26 protein-coding genes and 1 tRNA gene are annotated in these 26,410 nt (G+C 72.8%); 15 read left to right on the top strand and 12 right to left on the bottom strand.

The genetic code is table 11. From position 1 onward, the window contains the following. Positions 1-56: 56 nt before the first annotated feature. Together ACQEUU_RS32850 and ACQEUU_RS32845 are read left to right on the top strand one after the other, a co-directional pair. Entirely contained in the window at positions 57-1,028 is a 972-nt protein-coding gene (locus ACQEUU_RS32850; RefSeq protein WP_433073153.1) for a sugar kinase, read from the top strand. Between the two features lie 60 nt (positions 1,029-1,088). After that, positions 1,089-1,940: a DUF4429 domain-containing protein gene (locus tag ACQEUU_RS32845; RefSeq protein WP_433073150.1), complete on the top strand. Its 852-nt coding sequence runs from the start codon at positions 1,089-1,091 to the stop codon at positions 1,938-1,940. Here ACQEUU_RS32845 and ACQEUU_RS32840 read toward each other — a convergent pair whose 3' ends face one another. The 4 genes from ACQEUU_RS32840 to ACQEUU_RS32825 all read right to left on the bottom strand — a co-directional run bounded on the left by ACQEUU_RS32840 (position 1,941) and on the right by ACQEUU_RS32825 (position 5,527). After that, the gene (locus ACQEUU_RS32840) at positions 1,941-3,602 is read right to left on the bottom strand and encodes a catalase (RefSeq protein WP_433073147.1); all 1,662 of its coding nucleotides are present in this window, start codon (positions 3,600-3,602) and stop codon (positions 1,941-1,943) included. Positions 3,603-3,747: 145 nt separating this feature from the next. After that, positions 3,748-3,824: transfer RNA gene (locus ACQEUU_RS32835), tRNA-Lys, on the bottom strand. 54 nt (positions 3,825-3,878) lie between these two features. Further along, the gene (locus ACQEUU_RS32830; RefSeq protein WP_433073144.1) at positions 3,879-4,802 is read right to left on the bottom strand and encodes a nucleoside hydrolase; all 924 of its coding nucleotides are present in this window, start codon (positions 4,800-4,802) and stop codon (positions 3,879-3,881) included. Positions 4,803-5,134: 332 nt separating this feature from the next. Continuing rightward, positions 5,135-5,527, bottom strand: a complete 393-nt coding sequence (locus tag ACQEUU_RS32825) for an OsmC family protein (RefSeq protein WP_433073141.1) — start codon at positions 5,525-5,527, stop codon at positions 5,135-5,137. 52 nt (positions 5,528-5,579) lie between these two features. On the opposite strand from ACQEUU_RS32825, the gene ACQEUU_RS32820 reads away from it, so the two are divergent. After that, positions 5,580-6,110 carry a hypothetical protein gene (locus tag ACQEUU_RS32820; RefSeq protein WP_433073138.1) on the top strand — a complete coding sequence of 177 codons (531 nt, stop codon included), beginning with the start codon at positions 5,580-5,582 and terminating at the stop codon, positions 6,108-6,110. Positions 6,111-6,192: 82 nt separating this feature from the next. Beyond that, positions 6,193-6,966 (top strand): FAD:protein FMN transferase, encoded by a 774-nt coding sequence (locus ACQEUU_RS32815; protein ID WP_433073136.1) that lies wholly within the window; start codon positions 6,193-6,195, stop codon positions 6,964-6,966. Here ACQEUU_RS32815 and ACQEUU_RS32810 read toward each other — a convergent pair. After that, on the bottom strand, positions 6,963-7,238 hold the full coding sequence (locus tag ACQEUU_RS32810) for a hypothetical protein (protein WP_270156836.1): 276 nt from the start codon (positions 7,236-7,238) through the stop codon (positions 6,963-6,965). The two genes, ACQEUU_RS32815 and ACQEUU_RS32810, sit on opposite strands and share 4 nt — an antisense overlap. Positions 7,239-7,348: 110 nt before the next feature. Between ACQEUU_RS32810 and ACQEUU_RS32805 the strand changes: the two genes are divergently transcribed. Beyond that, positions 7,349-7,729: a phage holin family protein gene (locus tag ACQEUU_RS32805; protein ID WP_433073133.1), complete on the top strand. Its 381-nt coding sequence runs from the start codon at positions 7,349-7,351 to the stop codon at positions 7,727-7,729. Here the strand turns inward: ACQEUU_RS32805 and ACQEUU_RS32800 are convergent. Genes ACQEUU_RS32800 through ACQEUU_RS32790 form a run of 3 tightly spaced genes read right to left on the bottom strand, consistent with a single transcriptional unit; the run spans position 7,710 to position 10,608 of the window. Further along, the gene (locus ACQEUU_RS32800) at positions 7,710-8,711 is read right to left on the bottom strand and encodes a LacI family DNA-binding transcriptional regulator (protein ID WP_433073131.1); all 1,002 of its coding nucleotides are present in this window, start codon (positions 8,709-8,711) and stop codon (positions 7,710-7,712) included. The genes ACQEUU_RS32805 and ACQEUU_RS32800 overlap by 20 nt on opposite strands. Before the next feature lie 56 nt (positions 8,712-8,767). After that, on the bottom strand, positions 8,768-9,427 hold the full coding sequence (locus ACQEUU_RS32795; protein WP_433073128.1) for a hypothetical protein: 660 nt from the start codon (positions 9,425-9,427) through the stop codon (positions 8,768-8,770). A gap of 11 nt (positions 9,428-9,438) precedes the next feature. Next, entirely contained in the window at positions 9,439-10,608 is a 1,170-nt protein-coding gene (locus ACQEUU_RS32790) for a CynX/NimT family MFS transporter (protein ID WP_433073125.1), read from the bottom strand. A 70-nt stretch (positions 10,609-10,678) separates the two neighbouring features. Here ACQEUU_RS32790 and ACQEUU_RS32785 point away from each other — a divergent pair, with 70 nt between their 5' ends. Next, positions 10,679-11,659: a LacI family DNA-binding transcriptional regulator gene (locus ACQEUU_RS32785; RefSeq protein ID WP_433073122.1), complete on the top strand. Its 981-nt coding sequence runs from the start codon at positions 10,679-10,681 to the stop codon at positions 11,657-11,659. A 6-nt stretch (positions 11,660-11,665) separates the two neighbouring features. Here ACQEUU_RS32785 and ACQEUU_RS32780 read toward each other — a convergent pair whose 3' ends face one another. Continuing rightward, a complete protein-coding gene (locus tag ACQEUU_RS32780; RefSeq protein WP_433073119.1) occupies positions 11,666-12,919 on the bottom strand; it encodes an MFS transporter in 1,254 nt (417 codons plus the stop codon). A gap of 122 nt (positions 12,920-13,041) precedes the next feature. Here ACQEUU_RS32780 and ACQEUU_RS32775 point away from each other — a divergent pair, with 122 nt between their 5' ends. From ACQEUU_RS32775 to ACQEUU_RS32735, 9 genes are all read left to right on the top strand, one after another. Next, positions 13,042-14,046, top strand: a complete 1,005-nt coding sequence (locus ACQEUU_RS32775) for an ArsR/SmtB family transcription factor (RefSeq protein ID WP_433073116.1) — start codon at positions 13,042-13,044, stop codon at positions 14,044-14,046. Between the two features lie 120 nt (positions 14,047-14,166). After that, positions 14,167-15,117, top strand: coding sequence for a sugar-binding transcriptional regulator (locus tag ACQEUU_RS32770; RefSeq protein ID WP_433073114.1), 951 nt, complete (start codon positions 14,167-14,169; stop codon positions 15,115-15,117). Positions 15,118-15,322: 205 nt separating this feature from the next. After that, on the top strand, positions 15,323-16,414 hold the full coding sequence (locus tag ACQEUU_RS32765; RefSeq protein ID WP_433073111.1) for an ABC transporter substrate-binding protein: 1,092 nt from the start codon (positions 15,323-15,325) through the stop codon (positions 16,412-16,414). Between the two features lie 9 nt (positions 16,415-16,423). Then, a complete protein-coding gene (locus ACQEUU_RS32760) occupies positions 16,424-17,215 on the top strand; it encodes an ATP-binding cassette domain-containing protein (RefSeq protein WP_433073108.1) in 792 nt (263 codons plus the stop codon). Further along, a complete protein-coding gene (locus ACQEUU_RS32755; RefSeq protein WP_433073105.1) occupies positions 17,212-18,444 on the top strand; it encodes a sugar ABC transporter permease in 1,233 nt (410 codons plus the stop codon). Before ACQEUU_RS32760 ends, ACQEUU_RS32755 begins: the two co-directional genes overlap by 4 nt. Continuing rightward, positions 18,444-19,916 carry an FGGY family carbohydrate kinase gene (locus ACQEUU_RS32750; RefSeq protein ID WP_433073103.1) on the top strand — a complete coding sequence of 491 codons (1,473 nt, stop codon included), beginning with the start codon at positions 18,444-18,446 and terminating at the stop codon, positions 19,914-19,916. Before ACQEUU_RS32755 ends, ACQEUU_RS32750 begins: the two co-directional genes overlap by 1 nt. Continuing rightward, positions 19,913-21,511, top strand: coding sequence for an FGGY-family carbohydrate kinase (locus tag ACQEUU_RS32745; RefSeq protein ID WP_433073100.1), 1,599 nt, complete (start codon positions 19,913-19,915; stop codon positions 21,509-21,511). Before ACQEUU_RS32750 ends, ACQEUU_RS32745 begins: the two co-directional genes overlap by 4 nt. A 71-nt stretch (positions 21,512-21,582) precedes the next feature. Further along, the gene (locus ACQEUU_RS32740) at positions 21,583-22,221 is read left to right on the top strand and encodes a histidine phosphatase family protein (RefSeq protein WP_433073097.1); all 639 of its coding nucleotides are present in this window, start codon (positions 21,583-21,585) and stop codon (positions 22,219-22,221) included. Next, on the top strand, positions 22,218-23,261 hold the full coding sequence (locus tag ACQEUU_RS32735) for a 2-hydroxyacid dehydrogenase (protein ID WP_433073094.1): 1,044 nt from the start codon (positions 22,218-22,220) through the stop codon (positions 23,259-23,261). The genes ACQEUU_RS32740 and ACQEUU_RS32735 overlap by 4 nt, the downstream gene beginning before the upstream one ends. Here ACQEUU_RS32735 and ACQEUU_RS32730 read toward each other — a convergent pair. Genes ACQEUU_RS32730 through ACQEUU_RS32720 form a run of 3 tightly spaced genes read right to left on the bottom strand, consistent with a single transcriptional unit; the run spans position 23,224 to position 26,301 of the window. Further along, positions 23,224-24,084 (bottom strand): carbohydrate ABC transporter permease, encoded by an 861-nt coding sequence (locus ACQEUU_RS32730; RefSeq protein ID WP_433073091.1) that lies wholly within the window; start codon positions 24,082-24,084, stop codon positions 23,224-23,226. The two genes, ACQEUU_RS32735 and ACQEUU_RS32730, sit on opposite strands and share 38 nt — an antisense overlap. Further along, positions 24,081-24,962, bottom strand: a complete 882-nt coding sequence (locus tag ACQEUU_RS32725; RefSeq protein WP_433073088.1) for a carbohydrate ABC transporter permease — start codon at positions 24,960-24,962, stop codon at positions 24,081-24,083. Before ACQEUU_RS32725 ends, ACQEUU_RS32730 begins: the two co-directional genes overlap by 4 nt. Positions 24,963-25,008: 46 nt before the next feature. Then, positions 25,009-26,301, bottom strand: a complete 1,293-nt coding sequence (locus tag ACQEUU_RS32720) for an ABC transporter substrate-binding protein (RefSeq protein ID WP_433073085.1) — start codon at positions 26,299-26,301, stop codon at positions 25,009-25,011. Positions 26,302-26,410: the final 109 nt, after the last annotated feature.

Here is a 26,410-nt window from a genome sequence, read left to right as displayed (position 1 = left end):
GGTGAGCCTCGACGAGCCGCTGGCGTACGGGCCCGCGCCGAAATAGGTTTCTGCCCGTGCCCGAACTCGATCCCGCGCCGGACCTGGTGACCTTCGGCGAGACGATGGCCCTGTTCGTCTCCCGCCGCACCGGCCCGCTGCGCTTCGCCCGCGACTTCGACCTGGGGCTCGGCGGCGCCGAGTCCAACCTGGCGGTCGGGGTGACCCGGCTGGGCCGCTCGGCCTGCTGGGTGGGCCGGGTGGGCGCCGACGAGTTCGGTGACCTCATCCGCTCGGCCCTCACGGGCGAGGGCGTGGACGTGCGGGCCCTCCCCGACCTGGAGGCGCAGACCGGGCTGATGATCAAGGGCAGGCGTACGGCCGACCACGTCGACGTGCGCTACTACCGCGCGGGCAGCGCCGGCTCCCGCCTGCGGCCAGAGGACCTGGACCCCGCCCTGATCAGGGGCGCGCGGGTGCTGCACGTCACGGCGATCACCCCGGCCCTGTCGGAGTCCGCCCGCGCGACCGTACGGCACGCCGTGGAGGAGGCGCGGGACGCGGGGGTGCCGGTGTCGCTGGACGTCAACTACCGCAGGGCGCTGTGGAGCCAGGACGCGGCGGGCGCATGGCTGCGCGAGGTGGCGGGGCGGGTGGACGTGCTGTTCGCCACCGCGGACGAGGCCCGCCTGATCGCCGCCGACGCCCCGCGGGACGACCCGGCCGCGACGGCGGCGGCGCTGGCGGCGCTGGGGCCGCGGCACGTGCTGGTCAAGCTGGGGTCGCGGGGCGCGGTCGAGTGGTCCGACGGGGTCTGCCGCCGGGCGCCGGCCTACCAGGTGACCGCGGTGGACCCGGTGGGCGCGGGCGACGCGTTCGCCGCCGGATGGCTGGCCGACTGGCTGGAGGGCGCCGAGCCCGACCAGCGGCTGCGCACGGCCTGCGCGGCCGGGGCGTTCGCGGTCACCTCGCAGGGCGACTGGGAGAGCCTGCCCACCCGCGCCGACCTGACGCTGCTGGAGCGCTCAGCCGACGGGGTCAGCCGGTAGCGGCCGGCCGGAGCCGATCAGCGCGGTGCGTGACCGTTTCGCCCCACTAGGCTGGCAATCATGGCTGAGATCGCACTTGCCGACGGGGTGTGGACGTTCAACGGCGAGACCCTGAGGGTCGTGCCCGGCAGCGGGCGCGACGTGCACGAGGTGCGGAAGACGCTGGGCGAGCTGGTCATCCCGCTGGAGGCGATCGCGGGGGTCACGTTCGAGCCCGCGCGCAAGGGCGGCCACCTGCGGCTGCGGCTGCGCAAGGGGGCCGACCCGCTGACCGACGCGGTGGCGGGCTCCCTCACCGCGCCCGCCGACCCGTACCGGCTGCAGATCCCGAAGGACCGCACCGGCGCGGCCGAGTACTTCGCCGACGAGATCCGCGACAGCCTCACGGTCTGGCAGACCCCGGCGGGGCCGTGCGAGGAGTTCCTGCTGCCCGGCCCCGCCGTGCCGATCACCGCGACCGCGGGCGACGGCACGGTCAGCTTCGACGGGGAGCGCGTCCGCATCGAGTGGACCGGGTTCGCCTCGACGTCCAAGGAGGAGGCGGGTCCGCAGGAGTTCGCGGTGACGGACCTGACGGGCGTGGAGTGGAAGCCGCAGACCGGCATCAGCCACGGCGTCCTGCGCTTCCACCCCAAGGGCGAAGGGCCGCTCAAGCAGCCGCAGAAGGACCCGCGCTGCGTGGCGTGGGGGATGCAGCGCTTCGGCGGGACGACCTGCCTGGTGGCGGCGGCCGTCCTGGCCCGCATCCCGCGCGGGCCCGCCGAGCTCCCCCCGCCGCCGCCGAACACGACGGCGGAGACGGAGACGATCCTGCGTCACCTGTCGGAGCTCGGCGAGCTGCACCGCCAGGGCGTGCTGACGGACGAGGAGTTCAGCGCGGCGAAGCAGGCCCTGCTCCGCCGCCTGGGGTGACTACCTCTCGGCGTGCGCGGCCCGCTCGTTGGGCACGCAGTGCGTCATCTTGAGGTCCCCCACCTCGCGCGGCCCGTTCCGGCCCAGGTTGGCCAGGCGCTCCTGCTCCTCCTTGGTCAGGTCCTGGGTCGCGAGCGGCTTGAGGTGCTTGACGTCGTCGGGCGTGATGCCGAGTCCCTCGCCCACGCGCAGGCCCAGTTCGTCGTCGACCATGAGGAAGTGCCAGACCATGCGCTCGGCGATGCGCCGGTCGCACTGCTTGAGGTTCGTCACGAAGTTGAGGACCAGGTCGTCGCGCTCCCAGTCCTCCATGAGCCGGAAACGCTGCCCGGCCTGGGTGTAGTCGTTGGTCCTCGGGATGCGCTTGCGGGTCAGCCGCCCGCTGAGGACCGGCCCCTCCTCGTCCACGGTCGGGTACTCGGCCTCGCGCAGCCCGTCGAGCAGCGACGGCTCGTAGTTGATGTGCGGCGACTCACCGGCGGTGTCGACGAAGTACGTCATCTGGCCGTCGCGCTGGTTGGTGTTGATCTCCGCGTTCTTCGCCTGGTTGACCGGCAGCTGCAGGTAGTTCGGGCCGACCCGGTAGCGCTGCGTGTCGCTGTACGAGAACGTCCGGCCGACCAGCATCTTGTCGTCGGAGAAGTCCAGCCCGTCGACCAGCACACCGGTGCCGAACGAGATCTGCTCGTTCTCGGCGAAGTTGTTGGACACGTTGCGGTTGAGCACCAGGCGCCCGACCGGCCGGGCGGGGAACTCGTTCTCCGGCCACAGCTTGGTGTCGTCGAGCGGGTCGAAGTCCAGCTCGGGATGCTCGTCGTCGCTCATGATCTGGACGAGCAGCTCCCACTCGGGGTAGTCGCCCCGCTCGATCGCCTCGTGCAGGTCGCGGGTCGCGTGGCCGAGGTCGTTGGCCTGGATCGCCGCCGCGTCCGCCTCGGTCATGCTGCGCACGCCCTGCTTGGGCATCCAGTGGTACTTGACCAGCACGGTCTCGCCCTGCTGGTTGACCCACTTGTAGGTGTTGACGCCGAACCCCTGCATGTGGCGGTAGTCCGCCGGGATGCCGCGCGGGCTGAACAGGTTGACCAGCATGTGCATGCTCTCGGGCGTCTGCGACATGAAGTCGAAGATCCGGTTCGGCTCCTGGCGGAACGTCACCGGGTCGGGCTTGAGCGAGTGGATCACGTCGGGGAACTTGATCGCGTCCCGGATGAAGAACACGGCCAGGTTGTTGCCCACCAGGTCCCAGTTGCCGTCCTCGGTGTAGAACTTGACCGCGAACCCCCGAGGGTCGCGGGCCGTCTCCGCCGAGTCGCGACCGCCGATGACGGTGGAGAACCGCAGCGCCACGTCGGTCCGCTTGCCCGCCTCCTGGAACAGCTTCGCCCGGGTGTAGCGGCTGACCGGCTCGTCGCCGATCTTCCCGTACGCCTCGAAGTAGCCGAAAGCGGTGACGCCCCGGGCGTGCACGACCCGCTCGGGGATGCGCTCCCGGTCGAAGTGGCTGATCTTCTCCAGGAACTGGTAGTTCTCGAGCGTCGCGGGGCCGCGAGCGCCGACCGTCCGCTGGTTCTGGTTGTCGTAGACAGGGTGCCCCTGCCGGTTCGTCAGGATCCGCCGCTGGTCCTCCGGGCCGGACCCCTGACCGGAAACATCAGTCATGTCACCGTTCCTCTCCTTTGATGAGCCTCTTCCCCCCATGCCCTCAACTCCGGGCAGCTCACGGGCAAAGACTCATCGGGCGGACCGGCCGCACCGGTCCAGGAACGAGAAAAACCCAAGCCGACCAGTGGCTTGGGTTTCCCGGTGGTGCGCCGCCAGGGACTCGAACCCCGGACCCGCTGATTAAGAGTCAGCTGCTCTGACCAACTGAGCTAGCGGCGCCCGCAACACGTGTAACTCTATCAGCCACCGCGTACTGCCCGCACCACGCGTGGATCAGCCGAGGCGCTCCGCCAGCCTCCCGTACGCGGCCAGCACCGCGTCCCAGAAGCGGTCCACCTCCAGGCGGGTGCCGACCAGCGCGTTGGGGGCGCGGCCGTCCGTCCGGAAGTCCACGACGGTCATGCCCCGCGTGTACTCACCCCTGGTCTCCACGTTCACCACCGCCGGCGTCATCGTCACCAGGGTCGGGTCCATCGCGTACGCCACCGCGCACGCGTCGTGGACGGCCGGGCCGGCGTCGGCGGTGACCGTGCCGTACGCGGTGGCGGCCGGGACCAGGAGCTCGGCCAGACGGCCGAGCGGGCGCATGCGGTCCAGCACCTCGGCGTTGATGACGGCCGTCAGGGTCACGTCCAGGCCCAGCATCCGCACCGTCCAGCCGGACTCGAAGACGATGGCGGCGGCCTCGGGGTCGGCGAGCATGTTGAACTCGGCGGCGGGGTTGTGGTTGCCGCGGGTCCAGGAGCCGCCCATGATGACGAGGTCGCGGGCCCACTCCACGACGCGCGGCTCCTTGCGCACGGCGAGCGCGAGGTTGGTGAGCGGGCCGATCGCGATGAGCGTGACCTCGCCGGGGGCGGCGCGCAGGGTGTCGATGATGAGGTCGACCGCGTGCCCGTCGGCCGCGGCGCGCACCGGCTCGGGCAGCACGGCGTCGCCGAGTCCTGTGGGGCCGTGCACGTGGCCGGCGCGCACCACGGGGTGCAGGAGGGCGCCGGGGCTGCCGGGGGCGACCGGGATGTCGCCGAGGTCCAGGAACTCCCGGAGCGCCAGGGCGTTCCTGGTGGTCACCGCCAGGTCGGCGTTGCCGCCCACGGTCGTCACGCCCACGAGCTCCAGGCCCGGGGCGCCCGCCGCGAGGGCCAGCGCCATGGCGTCGTCGATGCCGGGATCGCAGTCGATGAGCACTTTCGTCACGGGACCGTACGATACGCACCGCTTGGACCGGCTGATCGGGGCGGCCGGCTCGCGAGCCCGGATACGCGGAGACGGGGGCCCGATACGCATGAGATCGGGGCCGGGCAGTTCCCCCAAATCTGCCCGACCCCGATCCGGTTGGCGGTCCAGGCCGGCGGCTTTCCCCCAAAAGCCCCGGCGGTCCCGCGCCGCAGACGAGCGGTCCCCCTCCGCCGTCTGCTTTTTCGGTGTAGGTCCTCGGTCGGTCGCACTGCTTCCGACCTGTCTACGACGCTACCGGGGCCTATGCAACGACCGCGTCATAACGCAGTCGAATATCCGTTTAATCAGGGCTACGGGATGTCCAACCGGACCTCGGTGCCCTCTTCCAGCGAACGCCCCACGGTGCAGTACTTCTCGTGCACCCGGTGCGCCACCGCCCTGAACACCTCGTCGGCCTCCTCCGAGGGCAGCTCGACGTCGTAGCGGACGGTGATGGGCCCGAGCCGGTTGGGCTCGGCCTTGTCGGCGGAGATCTCCATGGCCAGGCGCACCAGGCGCTGGCCCCGCTTGGCCGTCAGCGGCTCGACGGTGACGATGTGGCACCCGCCCAGCGCCGCCAGGAGCAGCTCGACGGGGGTGAACACGCCCTCGTCCGTCCCGCCGCCCATCCGCACCTCGGCGCCTCTGGCGTTCGTCGCCAGGAAACCGCCGTCCTCGGTCCGCTCAACCCGCACGTTAGCCATGATTTAGACCCTACTCACCCGGCTCTCATCTTCGGCACGCATGGTGGCTGTCATGGCCAGCGAGCGGAACGTCCTCGGTCCTGTGCTCTTCCTGCTCGGGGTGTGCGCGCCGCTGGCCGCCCACCGGCTCGGCTACGCCTCCCCGGTCACCGGCGCGGCTCTCGCCGTGTACGCGATGGCCGCGGCGATGGCGGCAGGCGTCCTCGATCGGCGCACCAACCGGCACGCCAAGCGGCGTACCAGGGGCACCGTGCTCATCGCCGCCGGGCTGGAGCCGGCCGCGCTGCGGCGGCTGCTCGCCGGCGGGGGCGCCGACACCGTCGCCGTCTACCGCACCGACCGGGTCACCGCCGAACTGCTCGACCTGCGGGATCGCCACGGCGTGGTGCTGGTGGTCGGCGCCGAGCACGACCCGCGGGCCAAGGAGCGGCTGAGCGCCTCCGGCCTGAGCAGGCAGGTGCCGGACATCGCCGAGCGCGAGGTGATCCTCGCCGGTCCGCGGCACTTCCAGCGGTACGTGCGAGGCGCGCTGTCCAGGCTGGCCGTCCCCGGCACACAGGTTCACACCGCAAGGAACCGGTAAAGGACCGGTCAAGCAGGGGTTTCGGTTTAGGACGACATTACCTCTGTTATGAGAGTGTTACTGGTCTAAGGAGGCAAAGGTGATGGCTTTCCCCGGTACCGCCCGCGCCGGACAGTTCATGGGCGCGCACGTCAGCGTCGACATCCGCACCGCCCTGCCGTCACGGGAGCTGGCTCCCGTGCTGGACCACGCGTTCAGGTGGCTGCGCTGGGTGGAGGAGACGTTCGACCCGGACGACGAGGACAGCCAGATCGGCCGGCTCAACCGGGGTCAGACCCTGCGCCAGGTGCCGGAGATCGTCGAGGTGCTGCACCGGTGCGACGAGATGAGCGCCGCGACCGACGGCTGGTTCGACGCCCGGATCAACGGCAAGGTGGACCCGTCCGGCTACATCAAGGGCTGGGCGCTGGAACGCCTGTCACGGGCGCTGACGCAGGCGGGCGCCGTCGACCACCTCATCGACGCCGGCGGCGACATCCGGGTGCGCGGCTCGGTCTCCCCGGGCAGGCGCTGGCGCGTCGGCGTCCGCGACCCGCGCACCGGCGCGGTGCGCCGGGTCCTGTTCGCGCACGACGTGGCCGTCGCGACCTCCGGCCGCGCCAAGATCGTGGACCCCCGTACGGGCGAGCCCCGGCAGGACCTGTCCTCCGTCACCGTGCTCGGCCCCGACCTGGGCGTGGCGGACGCCTACGCCACCGCCATGTACGCGATGGGCCCGGTCGTCGCCCGGCGCTTCGCCACCGGACTGGCCGCCGAGGGACCGTACCAGACCTTGATCGTGGACCTCGACGGGCAGCTCTTCGGCACTCCCGGACTGGCCGCCTACAGCGGAGCGGGCACGCTGCTCGCCGGCTAGGCGTCGGGGTGCTCGCGCAGGTATTCCAGGTAGACCGGGCGGAGCGCCGCCCCCAGGTTTCCCTCACCCGCCGTGATCGCGTCGCTGAGCAGCGCCGACACGCGGGTGAGGTCGGCCGTCGTCTCGCTGTGGTGGCCGGTGGCCGCCTCGGCGGCGGGGATCACCTTGAGCAGGTTCCACAGGAACCCGAGGTCCCCGTGGCGGACGGCGTAGCGCACGGCCCGCTCGTGCAGTTCGCTGTCCGACAGCGTTTCGAGTCCGGTGGCGTCCATCTCGCTCCTTCCTGGTAGAAGCCCCTCTTTCCCCAGTGAGCGGGGCGGTAACGCATCGAAACCAGCCTCGGCCTATCGGTCCGGCACGGTCAGTGGGAGGATCAAGCAGCGTGAGATTCATCATCAGAACCCTGGCGGCCGCGGTCGCGCTCTGGGTGGCGGTCCAGTTCATCGACGGCATCGACGTGACCGCGCCGGAGAACTCCGCGACCTACTGGGGCACGCTCCTGATCGTCGCGCTGATCTTCGGCATCATCAACGCCATCGTCAAGCCCATCGTGAAGGGCCTCGGGTGCGCGCTGATCGTGCTCACCCTGGGGCTGTTCCTCCTGGTCATCAACGCCGCCATGCTGCTGCTGACCAGCTGGGTCGCGGGCCAGCTGGACATCCCCTTCCACGTCGACGCCTTCTGGCCGGACGCGTTCGTCGGCGCGATCATCGTCAGCGTGGTGACCTGGCTGCTCAGCTGGCTCATCCCCGACGGAGACTGAGGTCGGCCACCGAACCACGCTCCCGCAGGGTGGGTCGCTGGACGACGCGCCGGCGCTCACCCCGCCCGTCTGCCGCCTCGCTCATGAGCCGGACGGACGCGGAGACGATGCCGTCGATGTTCCAGTCGACGGTGGCCAGCCCCGGCGTGAGCAGCCCCGACATCGGATGGTCGTCGTAGCCCATCACCGAGACGTCGCCCGGGATGGACAGCCCCAGGTCGCGGGCGGCGGCGTAGACGCCGTAGGCGATCGAGTCGGCGAAGCAGAAGACGGCGCTGGGCCGGGCGCCGGTCAGCAGGTCGCGGGCGGCCCGCGTGGCGCCGGACGGGCCGTGGGCGGCGCTGGCCATCTCGATGTGGAGGCCGAGCCGCTCGGCCTCGGCCATGACGTGCACGTCGGCCGGGCGGTCGGGGGTGCTGGGCCGGGTCGGGGTGAGCACGCCGACGCGGCGGTGGCCCTGCGAGCGCAGGTGTTCGAGCGCGAGGGTGACGCCGCGCCGGTTGTCGAAGATCACCTCGGCGGCGGTGCCGCGCAGCGAGTCGCCGATCGCCACCACCGGCAGCGACGCGCACAGCTCCGGCCAGAACGGCGCGGCCGGGTCGAGCGGCTGCACGATGAGGCCGTCGACGCGCTGGTCGCGCAGCTGCTGGGCCAGGGCCTGCTCGCGCGCGGGGTCGCCGACGGCGTCGAGGATGAGGGCGTAGCGGTCGTGCTCGCGCAGGCCCCGGCTGATGCCCACGGCCAGCGACTGCTGCCAGAGGTCTTCGAGCGAGCCGCAGAGCAGGCCGATCATGCCGGTGCGCCCGCTGGCCAGGGCGCGGGCGATCGGATCGGCCTCGTAGCCCAGCTCGGCCGCGACCGCGCGGACCCGCTCGACGGTCTGCGGGGAGACCTGGATGCCGCGCAGGGCGTAGGAGACGGCGGCGGGTGACAGGCCGGTCGCCCGCGCCACCTCGCGGATCGTCGCTCGCTTGCGGGGCATCCCGTCACGATAGACCGTGCCGCCGACATTCCGGTGACCACGCGGTCACACCACGGTCACGCCGCGTCGGACGTCCGCAGCACGCAGCAGGTCCCGCACGCCTCGGCGTCCGGCAGCGTCACCCACAGGCAGCAGGTCCGGCGGAAGAAGCCGTCGCCGGCCGGCTCGATCAGGCCGTCCACCGGCTTGCCGATCCGCCTGAGCAGCTCCATGTAGTCGCCGGGCACCAGCTCGGTCAGCGGGTGCGCGAACGCCTCGGCCGTCGAGCCCCACAGGGTCCGCTCCCCCACCCGGGCCAGCGCGCCGAGCGCCCTGACCAGGGGCCGCTGCGACTCCTCCAGCGCCTCACGGATCGCCTCCGCGCCCTCCGCCCAGCTCACGCGGGTGGCCGCGACCGTCACCCCGGCGTCGGAGCGCCTGACGTACGTGTCCGCCAGCTTCATGATCGGCACCCGCCCGTCCAGCGCCCAGCCGAGCGCCATCGGCATCGTGTGCCAGTAGCCGTAGGTCTTCCAGAACAGGGCCGCGCCGACGTGGCGCGGCGCGTTCCAGCGCGCCGCCGTCTCGTCGACCAGCTCGCCCAGCGGGACGTACGGCTCGCGCACCAGCTCGGCGACGGCCGTCCAGCTCTCGTCGGGCTCGATGACCAGGCCGGGCTCCACCCCCAGCACGCCACCGCGTGCGGCGGCGGCGCGTTCGAGCACCTCGGTCAGCACGCAGGAACCCCCTAGTTAGGCTTACCTAAGGTAGCAGGGCGTCCCGCGAACCAGCCACTGACGAGCTGCGCGCCCACCACGCCCAGCCCGGCCATCAGCGGCACCGACCAGCCTCCGGACATCTGGGCCAGATACCCGAACAGCAGCGGCCCGAGCGCCGCGATCACGTACCCGACCGACTGCGCCACCGCGGACAGCGCCGTCACGGACGCCGGGTCGGCCGGCCGCAGCGCGATGATCAGCAGCGCCAGCGCGAACGACGCCCCCTGCCCGATGCCCAGCACGATCATCCACAGCCACGGCACGGTCGTCGGCGCCACCAGCACCGCCAGGTAGCCCGCGCCCGTCAGCACCCCCGCCGCCATCACGTACGGGACCTGCGACGCCCGCCGCCCGGCCAGCACCGGCACCCCCAGCGTGGCGGCCACCTGGACCAGGGTCGTCAGCCCGAGCAGGTAGCCCGCCTGGTCGGCGGGCAGGCCGGCGTCCAGGAAGATCTTCGGCAGCCAGGCCAGCATGATGTAGAAGCTCGCAGACTGCAGCCCCATCCAGGCCGTGATCTGCCAGGTCAGCGGGCTGCGCAGGATGGCCCGGATGGGCCGCGGGCCCTGTTGCGGCGCCGCCTGCCTGCCGAACGCCTGCGGCAGCCAGAGCAGGGCGGCCGCCACGGCCGGCACCGCCATGAGCGCCGACACGCCGCGCCAGTCGTGGCCGGTGGCCCGCTCCAGGGGGATGACCAGGGCCGAGCCGCCCGCCGCGCCGCCGACGATGGCCGAGGAGTAGACGCCGGTGAGCAGGTTCACCCGGCCGGGGAAGTGCTGCTTGACGATCGCGGGCATGATCACGTTCATCACCGCGATGGCCGTCGCCGCGATGGCCGAGCCCGCGTACAGGACCGGGGCGCCGTCCAGCACGCGCAGCAGCAGGCCGAGCGCCAGCACCAGCAGGCCGGCCAGCAGCGTGCGGTCCAGGCCGATGCGGCGGGCGAGCAGCGGCGCGAGCGGCCCGAACACGCCCAAGCAGATCACCATGACCGTGGCGATGCCGCCGCCGGCGGCGGGGGTGAGCCCGAGGTCGGTCATGATCTCGTCGAGGAGGGGCGAGATCCCCGCGATGGCGGGCCGGAGGTTCAGCGCGGCCAGCACGAAACCGGCGACGAGCAGCGCGGACCTGAACGACATGGGGCTCCTCCCTTCGCACAGTGGGTTGACAACGTTGTCCGGCACTGCGCGGTGAGAAAGGATCCTAGACGTGAGACCGACGATGAAGGACGTCGCCTCGGCAGCGGGCGTCGCGCTCAAGACCGTGTCCCGCGTGGTCAACGGCGAGCCCGGCGTCCACCCCGCGACCGCCGACCGGGTGCGCGCGGCCATCGACCGGCTCGGCTACAGCCGCAACGAGAGCGCCCGCGTGCTGCGCCGGGGCCGGACCTCCACCGTCGGGCTGGTCATCGAGGACGTGGCCGACCCGTTCTACGCAGGGCTGGGCCGGGCCGTGGAGTCCGTGGCCGCGGCCCACGGCTGCCTGCTGCTGAGCGCGTCGTCCAGCGAGGACCCGGCGCGGGAACACGAGCTGGTGCGGGCGTTCTGCGCGCGGCGGGTGGACGGGCTGATCGTGGTGCCCGCCGGCGCCGACCACTCCTACCTGCGGCCCGAGCTGGACGCGGGCACCCCGGCCGTGTTCGTGGACCGGCCGCCGGGGCCCGGCCTCGACGTCGACACCGTGCTCGCCGACAACGCCGGCGGCGCCGCCCTGGCCACCCGCCACCTCCTGGCGCACGGGCACCGCAGGATCGCGTTCCTCGGCGACCAGCCCACGATCTTCACGGCCGCGCGGCGGCTGCACGGCTACCGGACCGCGCTCGGCCGGCTCTACGACGAGCGGCTGGTGTCCATGCGGGCGCCCACCCTCGACTCCGTACGGGAGGCGCTCGACCGGATGCTGGCCCTGGACCGGCCGCCGACGGCGCTGTTCACCGGCAACGGGCGGCTCACGGTGACCGCGCTGCGCGTGCTGGCGGGACGGCCTACGGCGCTGGTGGGGTTCGACGACTTCGAGCTGGCGGACCTGCTGCGGCCGGCCGTGACGGTGGTCGCGCAGGATCCGGCGCGGATGGGGCGGGTGGCGGCCGAGCTGCTCTTCCGCCGGCTGTCGGGCGACGGCGGGCCGGCCGAGCATCCCGTCCTGCCGGTGGCGCTGGTCCGCCGCGGCTCGGGCGAGCTGCCGCCGTAAGCCGGTTCACGGGGTCCGGGCGGCGGGGCTCGCGGCGGGCGGCGCGGCGGGCGGCGCGGCGGGGGCGGGCGGTTCGGGGCGGAGGGGGCGGAAGAGCGCGAGGGCGGCGAGGACGCCGGCGACGCCCGCGACGACGATCCCGAGGCGGGGCGTGAGCAGCTCACCGGCGACGCCGACGAGGGCCGCGCCCACCGCCTGGCCGGTCATGAGGCCCGTGGACAGCAGGCCGAACGCCTGGCCGCGCACCTCCTCGGGCACCGCGTCGACGAACCGGCGCTGCAGGCCCAGCTGGTAGGCGAGGCAGCCCGCCGCGACGGCGGCGAGCACGGCGGACCACGCGACGCCGGGCGCGGCCAGGAACGCCAGCCACGGCACGCCCATCAGCACGGCCAGCGGCAGCGAGAGCCGCTCCCGCAGCGCCGGCGCGGCGAACCTCCCGACGGCGAACTCCCCCACCGCCATCCCGGCGGCGGCCGCGGCCAGCACCACCCCGGCCTTCCCCTGACCGCCCAGGTACGGCACGATCATCGCCTCCGCCCCGGCCAGGCAGAGCGGCGGCGTCCAGGACGCCAGCAGCAGCCCGCGCACCCGCCGGTCGGCGAGCAGCGTCCTGTTCACCCGCAGCGTGGTCCGCACGGCGCCCCGCCCGTGGGCGGACGCCTGGCGGGGCCGGCGGCCGGGCAGTCCGAAGCGGAGGACCAGGGCGCCGAGCGCGGACAGCGCGGCGGTGGCCGCGAGCGCGCCCTGCGGGCCGGTGGTGGCCAGGAAGGCGCCGCCCACCGCCAGTCCGGCGATCTGGGCGCCGGCCGAGGTCATGCCCAGCAGCGACCGGCCCAGGACGAACGCGTCCCCGGGCAGCACGTCCGGGAGCATGGCGCTGCGCGCCGCGCCGAAGAGCGGCGCGAACACGCCGGTGGCCAGCACCAGCACGATCATCGCCCACACCGGCAGCCCGGCGTACGCCAGGAGCAGGCACACCGCGACCCTGACCAGTTCGCCCGCCACCATGAGTCCCCGCGCCGGGAGCCGGTCGGCCAGCGACAGCAGGAACATGCCGCCGGCGATGTGCGGCAGCCAGCCCGCCATGTACGCGGCCGCGGCCAGGCCGGGCGAGCCGCTCTCCGCGTACACCAGCACCGAGAGCGCCAGCATCTTGATCGAGTCGCCGGAGACCAGCAGCGCGAAGCTGCCGAACAGCACCTGGAACTCGCGGACGGCGAACACCTCGCCGTAGGTGGCTCCGCGTTCGGTGGACGCCACACCAACTCCTCGGGGATTAAGGGGTGGCGGCCCCGGAGGGAGGGCGGGGCCGCCGGGCCTGCTCCTCCCGATGGTGGCCGGGGGCCCCCGCGCGCGGCGAAGCTTTCGGATATAACCGAAAGATGGTGGTAAGAATCGACGTCACCCCTCAGGACGTGGCCGCCAGCCGGTTCGCGATCTCGCCGCTGATCGAGACCATGCACGCGCAATGGCTGCTCGACGGCCGCGGGCCGGGCGGCGTGCACCGGCACTGGGTCGAGCGGTGGCGCGGGACGTACCGGGAGCTGGAGCGCCGTCACCCGGCGCTCGCCGCCGTGGCCGTCGTGTCCGGCAACCGGGGCGACGCCAACGTGGACTTCGTCGCGCCGCCGCCCACCGGCGTGCGCGTGCCGTTCGAGGCGGAGCTGTCCGCCATGCGGCGGACGCCGATCGAGCAGGCGCACGCCGAGATCGCCGCGGTGCTGGCCCGCCGGCCGCCCGCGCCGGCCGCGCTCAGGGACCTGCTGCTGGGCCCGGACGTGGTACGGCTGATCGCGGACGCGTACGAGGCCCTCTGGACGGAGATCGTGTCCAGGACATGGCCGCACTTCCACGCGATCCTGGAGCGGGACGTGGTGCAGCGGGCCGGGCGGCTGGCCGCGTACGGGTGGGCGGCGGCGCTCGACGACCTGAGCGACCAGGTGCGCTGGCACGACGACGGCCACCTCGAGATCGCGATCGGGGCCGAGGAGGAGCGGCACCGGCTGGGCGGTCAGGGGCTGCTGTTCCTGCCGTCGGCGTTCATCGGCAACCTGGGGGCCTATCTCGCGGAGGCGTGGCCGTACGCGCTGATCTATCCCGCGCGCGGGACCGCGGTGGGCCCGCCGTCGCCGAGCTCCGGGCCGGCGCGGCTGGCACGGCTGGCGCGGCTGATCGGGCGCACCCGCGCCCGCGTCCTGGAGGAGCTGGCCGCGCCGGCGACGACCACCCAGCTGGCCGCGCTGTTCGGGCTGAGCGTGGGCACCGCGGGCGGCCATCTGGCGGCGCTGCGCGAGGCGGGGCTGATCAGCGGCACCCGCACCGGCCGCAGCGTCCTGTACGCGCGGACCCCGCTCGGCGACGCCCTCTGCGCGGGGTCGGTTCTCTGACGAGCCGCGCCCGCTCCCGGACGGGCCCCGGGATCGCTAGCCTTTCCTCGGGATGGCACGAAGGTATAGTCGAGCGCATCCGTTCAGCACACTTGTTCACAGACCCCAGGGAGCGCGCGCATGAACGCCGACGCCGCACAGGAAGCCCGCTTCCCCCAGGAGCTGATGTACGCCGCGGCGTCGCAGTACTACCTCCAGGACGCCACCCAGGCCGACATCGCCAAGCGGCTCGGCGTCAGCAGGGCGACCGTGAGCCGGCTGCTGACCGAGGCGCGCCGGCAGGGGATCGTCGAGATCAAGGTGCATCGCCCCGAGCGGCTGGCCGGCGGCCATCTGGCGAGCCAGGTCGCCGACGTGCTGAACCTGGACCGGGTCCACCTGGTGCCCAGGGTCAGCGGCCCGGCGCTGGGCCCGTGGCTGGCCCCCGGCCTGGCCAAGGCGCTGGCGGCGGTGGGGCTGGAGTCGGGTGACGTGGTCCTGGTGTCGTCCGGCAGCACCGTGTACGAGTGCGCCCGCGAAGGGCTCGGCCGCTTCCCCGGCGTGCGGATCGCCCCGGCGGTCGGCGGTCAGCAGGACCCGCAGCCCTGGTTCCAGACCAACGAGACCACCCGGCTGTTCGCCGAGCAGGTCGGGGGCGTGCCTCACTACCTGTACGCGCCCGCGCTGCCGGGCCCCGAGCTGTTCTACTCGCTGCAGCACGAGCCGTCGGTGCGCCGGGTGATGGACCTGTGGGCCCAGGCCAGGTGCGCGGTCGTGGGCGTCGGCTCGCCGCCGCTGATGCGCCAGGTGGTGCCCGCGTTCGTGCCGCGCGAGGAGCCCAGCCTGCGCCGCGCCGTGGGCGACGTGTGCTCGCGCTTCTTCGACCGCGACGGCGACCCGGTCGGCTATCCGGGCAGCGAGCGCCTGGTCGCGGCCGGTCTGGAGGAGCTGCGGCGGATCCCGCACTCGATCGCCGTCGCGGTGGGCGCGGAGAAGGTCCTCTCGATCATCGCCGGGGCCAGGGGCGGCTATTTCAACCGGCTCGTCACCGACGCCCTGACCGCCGAGAGCATCCTCGCCGCCGCGCGCTGAGCCCGTGCACACCTGTTCACCCGAAGGGACCGGGTTGGGTGGTCTAGTGAACACCGGTGCTGGACAAATATTCTGCTCTCACGCTACCGTGTGGCGCACCATGGGACGTCGCCCCTTGTGAGGCACGTCCCGGGTCGCAACCGGGGGACGCGACCACCCGAGGACGCGAGGCGTCCGGCTGGATGAGCGAGTGAGGTAAGTACCCGTGAACAGAATCAAGATGCGGACGTCCGCCTTCGCCGCCGTGGCGGTCCTCGCGACCTCGGCGCTGGCCGCGTGCGGCTCCGGCTCCACCGGCGACGGCGAGGCCACCGGTGGCGGCGCGGGCGGCGCGGAGAACGGCAAGGTCGCCTTCCTCATGCCCGACCTGGCCTCCACCCGGTACGAGCAGCAGGACAAGCCGCTGTTCGAGGCCAAGATGAAGGAGCTCTGCCCCAGCTGCTCCGTCATCTACCAGAACGCCGACTCCGACGCCGCCAAGCAACAGCAGCAGGCGAACTCGGCGCTGGCCCAGGGCGTCAAGGCCATCGTGCTCGACCCCGTCGACTCCACCGCAGCGGCCAGCATCGTCCGGGCCGCGCAGTCGCAGCAGGTCCCGATCATCGCCTACGACCGGCCGATCCCGTCCACGCCCGCCGACTACTACATCTCCTTCGACAACGAGAAGATCGGCTCGATGATCGCCGCGTCGCTGGTCGAGCACCTCAAGGCGGAGGGGGCCGAGGGCGGCGTCCTCCAGGTCAACGGCTCCCCGACGGACGCGGCGGCCGGCCTGATCAAGAAGGGCATCCACAGCGCCGTCGACACCAGCGGCTTCAAGCTGCTGGCCGAGTACGACACCCCCGAGTGGAGCCCGGAGAAGGCGCAGACCTGGGTCAGCGGCCAGGTCACCCAGTTCGGCGACGACATCGTCGGCGTGGTCGCGGCCAACGACGGCACCGCCAGCGGCGCCATCGCCGCCTTCAAGGCGGCGGGCAAGGACGTGCCGCCGGTCACCGGCAACGACGCGGAGATCGCCGCCGCCCAGCGCATCATCAAGGGCGACCAGTACAACACGATCTCCAAGCCGATCAAGATCGTCGCCGAGGCCGCCGCCGGGGTCGCCCACCAGTTCATGCAGGGCCAGAAGCCCGAGGGCAAGACCACCCTGTACGACACGCCTTCCGAGCTGTTCGTCCCCACGGTCGTGACCAGGGACAACATCAAGGAGGTGCTGTTCGACAGCGGCATCATGAAGGCGGCCGAGGTGTGCACCGGCGAGTACGCCGAGGGCTGCGCCGAGCTCGACATCAAGTAGGGGGTCCCCGTGTCGCCCACTCAGCAACCGGACACCGTCCTGTCCCTGCGCGGCGTCAGCAAGAACTTCGGGGCGGTGGCCGCGCTCACCGGCATCGACCTCGACGTGGCGGCACACCAGGTCGTCGCGGTGGTCGGGGACAACGGCGCGGGCAAGTCCACGCTGGTCAAGATCCTCTCGGGGGTCCATCCGCCGGACGCCGGGACGATCACGTTCGCCGGCCGGGTGGTCGACATCCCCAATCCGGCGGCCGCGCACAGGCTCGGCATCGCCACCGTCTTCCAGGACCTGGCCCTCTGCGAGAACCTCAACGTGATCCAGAACCTGTTCCTGGGCCAGGAGATCCGCCCGCTGCGGCTGAACGACGTGGCGATGGAGACCCGCTCGTGGGAGCTGCTCCGGCAGCTCTCGGCCAAGATCCCGAGTGTCCGGGTCCCGGTGGCGGCGCTGTCCGGGGGCCAGCGCCAGACCGTGGCGATCGCCCGGTCGCTGCTCGGCGACCCGAAGATCATCATCCTGGACGAGCCCACGGCCGCGCTGGGCGTCGCCCAGACGGCCGAGGTGCTCAACCTCGTCGAGCGGCTCCGCGAGAACGGGCTCGGGGTGATCATGATCAGCCACAACATGGCCGACGTGAAGGCCGTGGCCGACAAGGTCGCGGTGCTGCGGCTGGGCCGCAACAACGGCGTCTTCGACGTCGGCGACGTCTCCGCCGAGGACATCATCGCCGCGATCACCGGGGCCACCGACAACGCGGTGACCCGGCGGGCGAGCCGGCATCAGGAAGGGCTCCCGTCATGAGCACAGTGGCCACCGACCGCCAGGACGAGCGGCTCCAGCAGCGTGAGGGCCTGCGCGGCGCGCTCACCGACGTGGTCGAGCGGGCGCGCGGCGGCGACCTCGGCGTGATCCCCGTCGTGGTCGGGCTGATCGTCATCTGGAGCGTGCTGCAGATCCTCAACCCGATCTTCCTGTCCAGCCAGAACCTGGTGAACCTGACCATGGAGTCGGCCGCGGTCGGCATCATCGCGCTGGGCATCGTGTGCGTGCTGCTGGTCGGCCAGATCGACCTGTCCGTCGGCTCGGTCAGCGGCCTCTCGGGCGCCGTGCTGGCCGTGCTCTTCGTGGACCAGGGGCTGCCGGTCTGGGTGGCGATCAGCGCCGCGGTCATCATGGGCGCCGCCATCGGCTGGGTGTACGCCCAGCTGTTCAACCGGTTCGGCGTGCCCAGCTTCGTCATCACCCTCGCGGGCCTGCTCGGCTTCCTCGGCCTGCAACTGTACGTGCTCGGCACCAAGGGCGCGATCAACCTGCCCTTCGACTCGGGGCTGGTGAACTTCGCCCAGCTCGCCTTCCTGCCCGGCTGGCTGGCGTACACGCTCGCCGTGGTCGCCGCCGTCTGGCTCTTCGCGAGCGGCTACCTGCACGCCCGCGAGCGGCGCGCGGCCGGGCTGTCGTCGAAGAGCACCTCGGCGCTGGTGACGCGGAGCGCCGCGCTGCTGGCGGCGCTGCTGTTCGTGGTCTGGTACCTGGGCCAGACGCGCGGCGTCGGCTGGATGTTCGTGTTCTTCGTGGCGCTGGTGCTGGTCATGCACTACCTGCTCTCGCGCACCCAGTGGGGCCGGTCCGTGTACGCGGTCGGCGGCAACGTCGAGGCGGCCAGGCGCGCGGGCATCAACGTCAAGCAGGTCTACACCTCGGTGTTCGTGCTCTGCTCCTCGCTCGCGGCGGTCGGCGGCATCCTGGCCGCGGCCCGGCTGGCGGCGGCCAACCAGAGCAGCGGCGGCGGCGACGTCAACCTCAACGCCATCGCCGCCGCGGTGATCGGCGGCACGAGCCTGTTCGGCGGGCGCGGCACCGCCTTCGGCGCGCTGCTCGGCATCATCGTCATCCAGTCGATCTCCAGCGGCCTGACGCTGCTGAACCTCGACTCCTCCATCCGCTTCATGGTCACCGGGGCCGTCCTGCTCCTGGCGGTGGTCGTCGACTCCGTCTCGCGCCGGTCGAGGACCTCGCACGGCAGGGCGTGATGGCGGCCATCAGCGTCGACGCCGGCACCACGGTGATCAAGGCGGTCGGCTACGACGGCGACGGCGCCGAGACCGCCGTGTCCAGGCGGCCCACGGTCGTCTCCAGGCCCGCACCCGGCCATGCCGAGCAGGACATGGGCGCGGTCTGGGACGCCGTCGCCGCCACCGTCCGCGAGGTGGCCGCGGCCCTCGGCGAACCGGTCGACTTCGTGGCCGTGACCGCGCAGGGCGACGGCTGCTGGCTCGTCGACGCCGCCGGCGAGCCGACCGGCCCGGCCATCCTGTGGAACGACGGCCGCGCCGCCGCGATCGTGGACGGCTGGATCCGGTCCGGGCAGGCCGAGCGGGCGTTCCGGGTCAACGGTTCGTCGGCCGCCACCGGGCTGCCGCACGCGATCCTGTCCTGGCTCATGCGGCACGACCCCGACCGGCTGGACCGCTCCACCGCCAACCTCACCTGCGGCGGCTGGATCTTCGCGAAGCTGACCGGAGAGATCGCCGCCGAGGAGTCGGACGCCTCCGCCCCGTTCATGGACCTGCGCGCCCGCCGCTACGCCCCCGAGCTGGTGGAACTGTTCGGGCTGGACCCCGCCGGACGGCTGCTGCCCGAGATCCGCGACGACGCCCGGCGCACGGCCGGGCTGTCGAAGCCCGCGGCCGACCTGCTCGGACTGCCCGAGGGCACGCCCGTGGTGATGGCACCGTACGACATCGTCACGACCGCGCTCGGCGCGGGCGCGGTCAGCCCCGGCCAGGCGTGCGGCATCCTCGGCACCACGCTCTGCGTGGAGACCCTGGTCGAACGGCCGGACCTGGACGGCGACCCGATCGGCATCACCATCGCGGCGCCGGGCGGCTACCTGCGCGCCTTCCCCACGTTCACCGGCACCGAAGTGATCCAATGGGCCTGCCGGCTGCTCGGGCTCGACCGGCCGGGCGAACTGGGCGAACTGGCCGCCCGGAGCGAACCGGGGGCGCGCGGCCTGGCGTTCCTGCCGTACCTCTCCCCCGCCGGTGAACGGCTGCCGTTCTCCGACCCGCTGGCCCGGGGGTCCTTCCTCGGCATGTCGGTCGAGCACGGCCGCGAGCAGGTCGCCCGCGCCGTGCTCGAAGGGCTCACCCTCGTCGTCCAGGACTGCCTGGCCGCGACCCGCGCGGCCCCGCGCGAGCTGCGGGTATGCGGCGGCGGCTCGGCCAGCGCGCTGTGGCTGCGGCTCATCGCCGCCGTCACCGGACTGCCGGTGCTGCGCCCGGTGGACGCCGAGGTCGGCGCCAGGGGGGCGTTCCTCGTCGGCCTCGCCGCCACCGGCGCCTCGACCATCCAGGACGCCGCCGCCCGGCACGTGCGGCTCGGGGACGCCGTCGAGCCCGAGCCCGGCCCGTACGCGGACGCGTACCGGAACTTCCTGACCCTGCGCGATCAGGCGGCCCGCTCCTGGCCGCTGCTCGCCGAGACGCGGAGCCGGACATGAGCGCGTGGATCGGGATCGACCTCGGCACGCAGAGCGTGCGCGCGATGGCCGTGGACGCGGACGGGCGGGTGCTCGGCGCGGCCGTCCGCCCGCTGACCAGCCACCGCGACGGCGTCCGGCACGAGCAGGACCCCGAGGAGTGGTGGGCGGCGCTGGCCGCCGCCACCCGGGAGGCGCTGCGCGAGGTGCCCGCCGGACGGATCGAGGGCGTCGCGGTCGACGCCACCTCCGGCACCGTCCTGCTCACCACGCCGGACGGGACGCCGCTGACGCCCGCCCTCATGTACGACGACCGGCGCGCGGCCGGGCTGGTGGACCGGGTGAACGCGGTGGGCGCGCCCGTCTGGGAGCGGCTGGGGTACCGGCGGATGCAGGCCAACTGGGCGCTGCCCAAGCTGCTGTGGCTGCTCGCGGACGCCCCGCCGGGGGCGCGGGCGGCCCACCAGAGCGACTTCGTCAACCGGCGGCTGTGCGGGCGCGAGGTGGCGACCGACCTGAGCAACGCGCTCAAGACCGGGGTCGACCTGATCGACGAACGCTGGCCGTCCGACGTGCTGTCCGCGCTCGGGGTGCCCACCTCGGCGCTGCCCGAGGTGGTACGGCCCGGCACCCGGATCGGCGCGGTGTGCGCCGAGGCGGCGAGGGCCACCGGCATCCCGGAGGGCACCCCCGTGATCGCGGGGACCACCGACGGGTGCGCCGCCCAGCTCGGCGCGGGCGCCCTCACCCCGGGAAGCTGGAACTCGGTGCTGGGCACCACGCTCGTCCTCAAGGGCGTCACCCGTGAGCTGGTCCACGACCCGCTCGGCGTCGTCTACTCGCACCGCGCCCCGGACGGCTCGTGGCTGCCGGGCGGCGCGTCCAGCACCGGCGCGGGCGTCCTCTCCCGCGACCTGCCCGGACGCGACCTCGACGCCCTGGCCGCCGAAGCCGCCGCCCGCCGCACCGCCCCGGGCGGCGGAGGCGTCCCGGGTTCCGGCAGCACGGGGCGTTCCGACGGCGCGTACGGTCGCGGGAGCGGCGGGGCGTGGGAGGCGGCGGGGCTGCCGATCATCTACCCGCTGGTGTCGCGGGGTGAGCGGTTCCCGTTCGCGGCGCCGGACGCGGAGGGGTTCACGATGGGGGAGCCCGCCGACGACGTGGAACGTTACGCCGCCATCCTGCGGGGTGCCGCGTTCGTCGAGCGGCTCTGCTTCGACTACCTCGACCTGCTCGGCGCACCGGTCGACGGCGAGATCATCCTCACCGGCGGCGCGACCAGGAGCGCGTACGGGAACAGGCTCCGCGCCGACGTGCTGGGCCGTCCGGTGACACTCCGGGAGAACGCCGAACCGGCGCTCGGCATGGCCGTCCTCGCAGCCGGAGCCACCACCGCTCTCGGCACGACCACTCACAGAACACCCGAAACGCCCGGAGTGAACGGAACGACCGGGATCGCCGGGGTGGCCGCGCGGATGGTCCGTACCCGCGAGGTCGTCGAGCCGTCCGGCGCGGACCTGCGGGAGCCGTACCTGCGCTTCGTCGCCGCCCTGGAAGAACGCGGCTGGCTCCCCGAGCCCGCCGCCGCCCACGCCCGCGAAAGGAGCGCGCGATGACTCCCCCGACGCCCCGGAACCATCCGCGCAGCGGCCCCCGTGACCAGCCGGCCTGCGACCAGGAGGCCGTGATGACCGATCGCCCCGCGACCCTGGTGCTGGTGCGGCATGGCGAGACCGTCTGGCACGCCGAGAACCGCTACGCCGGGATCAGCGACATCGAGCTGACCGGCCGCGGGCACGACCAGGCGGCCGAGCTCGCCGCGTGGGCCGCCGGCGCGGGGCTGGCGGCGGTGTGGTCGTCCACGCTGAGCCGGGCCCGGATCACCGCCGCGGGCGCCGCCGCGGCGGCCGGGCTGACCCCGCGGGCGGACGAGCGGCTGCGGGAGCTGGACTTCGGTCAGGGTGAGGGGCTGACCGCGCGGGAGATGCGCGAGCGGTTCCCCGAGGCCCGCGCCGCCTTCGAGGCAGACCCCGGCGCCCACCCGCTGCCGGGCGGCGAGGACCCGGCCGAGGCCGCGGACCGGTTCACGGCCGCGCTGTTCGACGTCGCCGCCGCGTCCCCCGGCGGCCGGGTGCTCGTGGTGGCCCACACCACCGCCATCAGGCTCGCCCTGTGCCGGCTGATCGGCGTCCCGCTCGGCGAGTACCGGCGGCTGTTCCCCCGCCTGGACAACTGCGCGCTCACCGAGCTGCGCCCGTACGGCGGCCCCGCCGGTCCCCGGGCCGCGATCTTGCGGTACAACACCCCGATTGGAGCCGTTCGTTGACCATCCGAGTGCTTGCCGCCGGCGACCACTTCGTCCGCAACGACCTGCTGGCCGCGGCGCTGCGCCGCGAGGTGCCCGGCGATCTGGAGATCAGCGAGCTGACGCTGCCGTGGCCGGTCGTCCCGTTCGGGCCGGTGGGCGAGGTCGACGAGGCTTCGGACGTGGAGGAGGAGCTGATCGCCGCGCTGCGCGGGGTGGAGGTGTGCGTGACGCAGATGGCCCCGCTCACCCGGCGCGTCCTGGACGCCTGCCCCGACCTGCGGCTGTTCTGCGTCAGCCGGGGCGGCCCGGTCAACGCCAACCTGGAGGCCGCCACGGAGGCGGGCGTCGCCGTCACCTTCGCGCCCGGCCGCAACGCGGTCGCCACCGCCGAGCACACGCTGGCGCTGATGCTGGCCGCCACCCGCCGGGTCCCGCAGACGCACGCTGACCTCGCGGGCGGCGTCTGGCGCGGCGACTACTACTCCTTCGACCTGGTCGGCCCCGAGCTGGAGGGCAGCACGGTCGGCCTGGTCGGCTACGGGGCGATCGGCAGCCGGGTGGCCAGGATGGTGGCGGGCTTCGGGGCCGAGGTGCTCGTGTACGACCCGTACGTGGACGTGCCGGGGCGGGTGGAGCTGGACGAGCTGCTGCGCCGGTCGCGGTTCGTGTCCCTGCACGCGCGGGCCACGCCCGAGACCACCGGCATGATCGGCGCCGAGCAGCTCGCGCTGATGCCGCGCGGCTCGGTGCTGGTCAACTGTGCGCGCGGCGCGCTGCTCGACTACGACGCGCTCTGCGACGCGCTGGAGACGGGTCACCTGTTCGGCGCCGCGGTGGACGTCTTCCCCGAGGAGCCGATCCCGGCCGGCTCGCGGCTGCTGGCCGCCCCGAACCTGGTGATGACCCCGCACCTGGCCGGGGCCAGCAAGGAGACGGCCATGAAGGCCGCCTCGATCGTGGCCGGCGACGTGGCGAGGTACGTCCGCGGCGAGCGGCCGGCGCACTGCGCCAACCCCGAGGTCATCCTTTCAGCGCGCCGGCCATCAGGCCGCGCATGAAGAACCGGCCGAGCAGCACGTAGATGAGCATGGTCGGGAGCGACGCCAGGAGGGCCGCGGCCATCTGCTGGCTGTAGGGGGTGGCCTGGGCGCCGGCGATGTTGTTCAGCATCACCATGGCCGTCCAGCTCCGCGGGCCGGTGAGGAAGACGGCGAACAGGAAGTCGTTCCAGAGCGAGGTGAACTGCCAGATGATCACCACCGCGACGGCCGGCCCGGACACCGGCAGCACGACCGACCAGTACGTGCGGAGCATCCCGGCCCCGTCCACCCGCGACGCCTCGATCAGCTCGCCCGGGATGGTCACGTAGTAGTTGCGGAAGATCAGCGTGCAGATCGGGATGCCGTACACGACGTGGGCCAGCACCAGCCCGGGGATGCCGCCGTACCAGACGCCCGGCATCCCGGTCAGCTCGTTCAGCCCGACGAGCAGCTGCACCAGCGGGATCATCACCCCCTGGTACGGGATGAACATGCCGAACAGGAACAGCGTGAACAGCACGTCGGCGCCGGGGAAGCGCCATTTCGCGAGCACGTACCCGTTCATCGAGCCGAGCGCGCACGACAGGATCGAGCCGGGGACGGCGACCAGCACGCTGTTCCACAGGCCCGGCGCGAGCTTCTCCCACGCCACCCGCCACGCCTCGGCCGTCCAGGTGCGCGGCAGGTTCCACGCCTGGCCGGGGTCGGCCTCGGTGAGCGGCTTGAAGCTGGTGACCAGCAGCACGTAGACGGGGATCAGGAAGATCACCACGAACGCGAGCAGGATCGCCGTCCTGGCGAGGGAGGGCACCCGCCGTCCGCGCCGCGCCACCGCCGTCATGGCCGCCTCTCCCTGCGTACGGTCCAGATCAGGTACGGGATCACGAAGACGGCCACGCTGAGCACGATGTAGGAGGCGATGGTGGCCCCCTTGGCCGGATCGTGGGAGTCGAAGACCGCCACCCACATGAACACCGCCGGCACGTCGGTGATGATCTGCTTGCCCGCGACCGCCACGATCAGGTCGAACACCTTGAGCGAGATGTGCCCGAGGATGATGAGCGCCGACAGCGTGACCGGGCGCAGCAGGGGCAGCACCACGTGCCGGTAGACGCCCCACTCGGTGCAGCCGTCCACCCGGGCGGCCTCGCGCAGCTCCTCGGGGACGGCCCGGAACCCCGCCAGGAATAACGCCATGACATATCCGGACATCTGCCAGATCGCGGGGAGCGCCATGGCCGCCATCCCCCACTCCTGGTCCCGGAACCAGTCCCACTGCGGCAGCCCGAGCCAGCCGAACAGCCGGTTCAGCCCGACCGCCCGCTCGTCCTGACCCGAGTTCATCAGCCACCGCCACACGATGCCGGTGGCGACGAACGACACGGCCATCGGGAACAGGTAGACCGCCCGGAACGTGCCCTCGCCCCGGACGCCCTTCTCCATCAGGAACGCGAGGAACCACCCGAGCAACAGCGCCCCGGCCACGAACACGACCGTGAACACGATCGCGTGGTTGACCGAGAGATGCCAGCGGGCCTCGTCCCAGAGGTCGACGAAGTTCGTCAGACCCACGAAGTCGCCCTCGGACACCTCGTCGTGCTTGTCCGTCATGGCCAGCCGGACGTTCCACCCCAGCATGCCGTACACGAACACGCCGATCGCCACGATCGACGGCGCGACGAGGAACAGGCCCGGGAGCCAGGTGCGCACCCGTCTCACCGACCACTCCCTCCGTCGAAAGGACGGCAGGCCCGCCCCTCCCGTGCTACTGGGCGTTCGCCGTCGCGGCGTCCGCCAGGCCCTTCTGCAGCGCGGCCACGTCCTTCGTGCCGAGGAACAGGCCGACCTGGGTGTTGATCTCGGCCAGCCACGGCTGGCCGACCGCGACGCCGTGCTGGATGGAGCCGGCGAGCTTGTCGCCCGACCAGTCCTTCAGCGCGTCGGCCAGGTAGCCGGTGTAGAGCGACTGGTCGGCGTCCTTCCGGGCGGGGATGGAGCCCTTCTTCGGGTTGAACGCGTCCTGGCCCTCCTTGCTCGCCGCGACCTTCAGCCACGCGATGGCGCCGTCACGGTTCTTGGCGCCCTTAGGGAGGGTGAAGCTGTCGGACAGCCACAGGTACGTGCCGTCGGTGCCGGGGGCCGGCGCCCAGTCGAAGTCGGTCTTCGACGTCTTGCCGAGCCCGCCCTCCGGGGGGTTGTGGAAGTAGCCGTACGCCCAGTCGCCCATGACGTTGAACGCGGCCTCGCCGTCGGCCACCTGCTTGGCGGCCGGCTGCCAGTCGTCCTGCGGGTCGCCCGCGTACGACATGATCGTCTTGAAGTTCTCCAGCGCCCTGGTCACCTCGGCGCCGTTCCAGTCGGCGCCCGGCGCGAACAGGGCGTTGTAGGCGTCGGTGCCGAGCGAGCCCAGCAGCACGCTCTCCAGCAGGTGGACCGCGGTCCACTCGGAGCCGATGGACAGCGGGATCTTGCCGGTGTCCTTGACCTTCTCCAGGGCGGCGACGAACTCCTCGACGCTCTTCGGCGGCCCGGCCACCCCGGCCTCCTTGAGCACGCCGGGGTTGAACCACAGCACGTTGGACCGGTGGATGTTCACCGGCACGGAATAGACCTTGCCGTCCACGCTGATCTGCTCGACGAGCTGGGCGGGGAAGACGTCCGCCAGCTTCAGCTCGTCGTACAGGAAGTTCAGCTCCTCCAGGTCACCCGCCTTGATGTAGCCCTGCAGCTCGGCGCCCGCGTGTCCCTGGAAGGTGTCCGGCGGGGTGTCGGCCTGCAGCTTGGACGCGAGCAGCGCCTTGGCCTTGTCGCCTGACCCGCCCGCCACGGCCGCGTCGAAGAACGCCTGACCGGGGTTGCGCTGCTCGAAGATCTGCCGCATGGCCTGCAGGCCGTCGGCCTCACCGGGGCCGGTCCACCATGAGAAGACCTCGACCTGCTGCTTCCCGCCGCCCGCGGCGCCCGGGTCGCCGTCGGACGAACCGTCGCCGCCGCAGGCCGACAGGCCGAGCACGCTCGCGAGGATGACCGCGGCGGCTGACCTCCACCGTCGTCTCATCGCACACCATCCCTTCGAGAAGCCCCCGAACTTCGGTGATTTGACAACGTTGTCAACATCGCCATCAACCCACCTCCCCCGCGCGCCCGTCAAGGACGGCCGCATAACA

Source organism: Nonomuraea sp. CA-218870, from assembly GCF_050936535.1.
Taxonomy (GTDB): Bacteria; Actinomycetota; Actinomycetes; order Streptosporangiales; family Streptosporangiaceae; genus Nonomuraea; species Nonomuraea corallina.
This window is presented reverse-complemented; position numbering and strand designations above follow the sequence as displayed.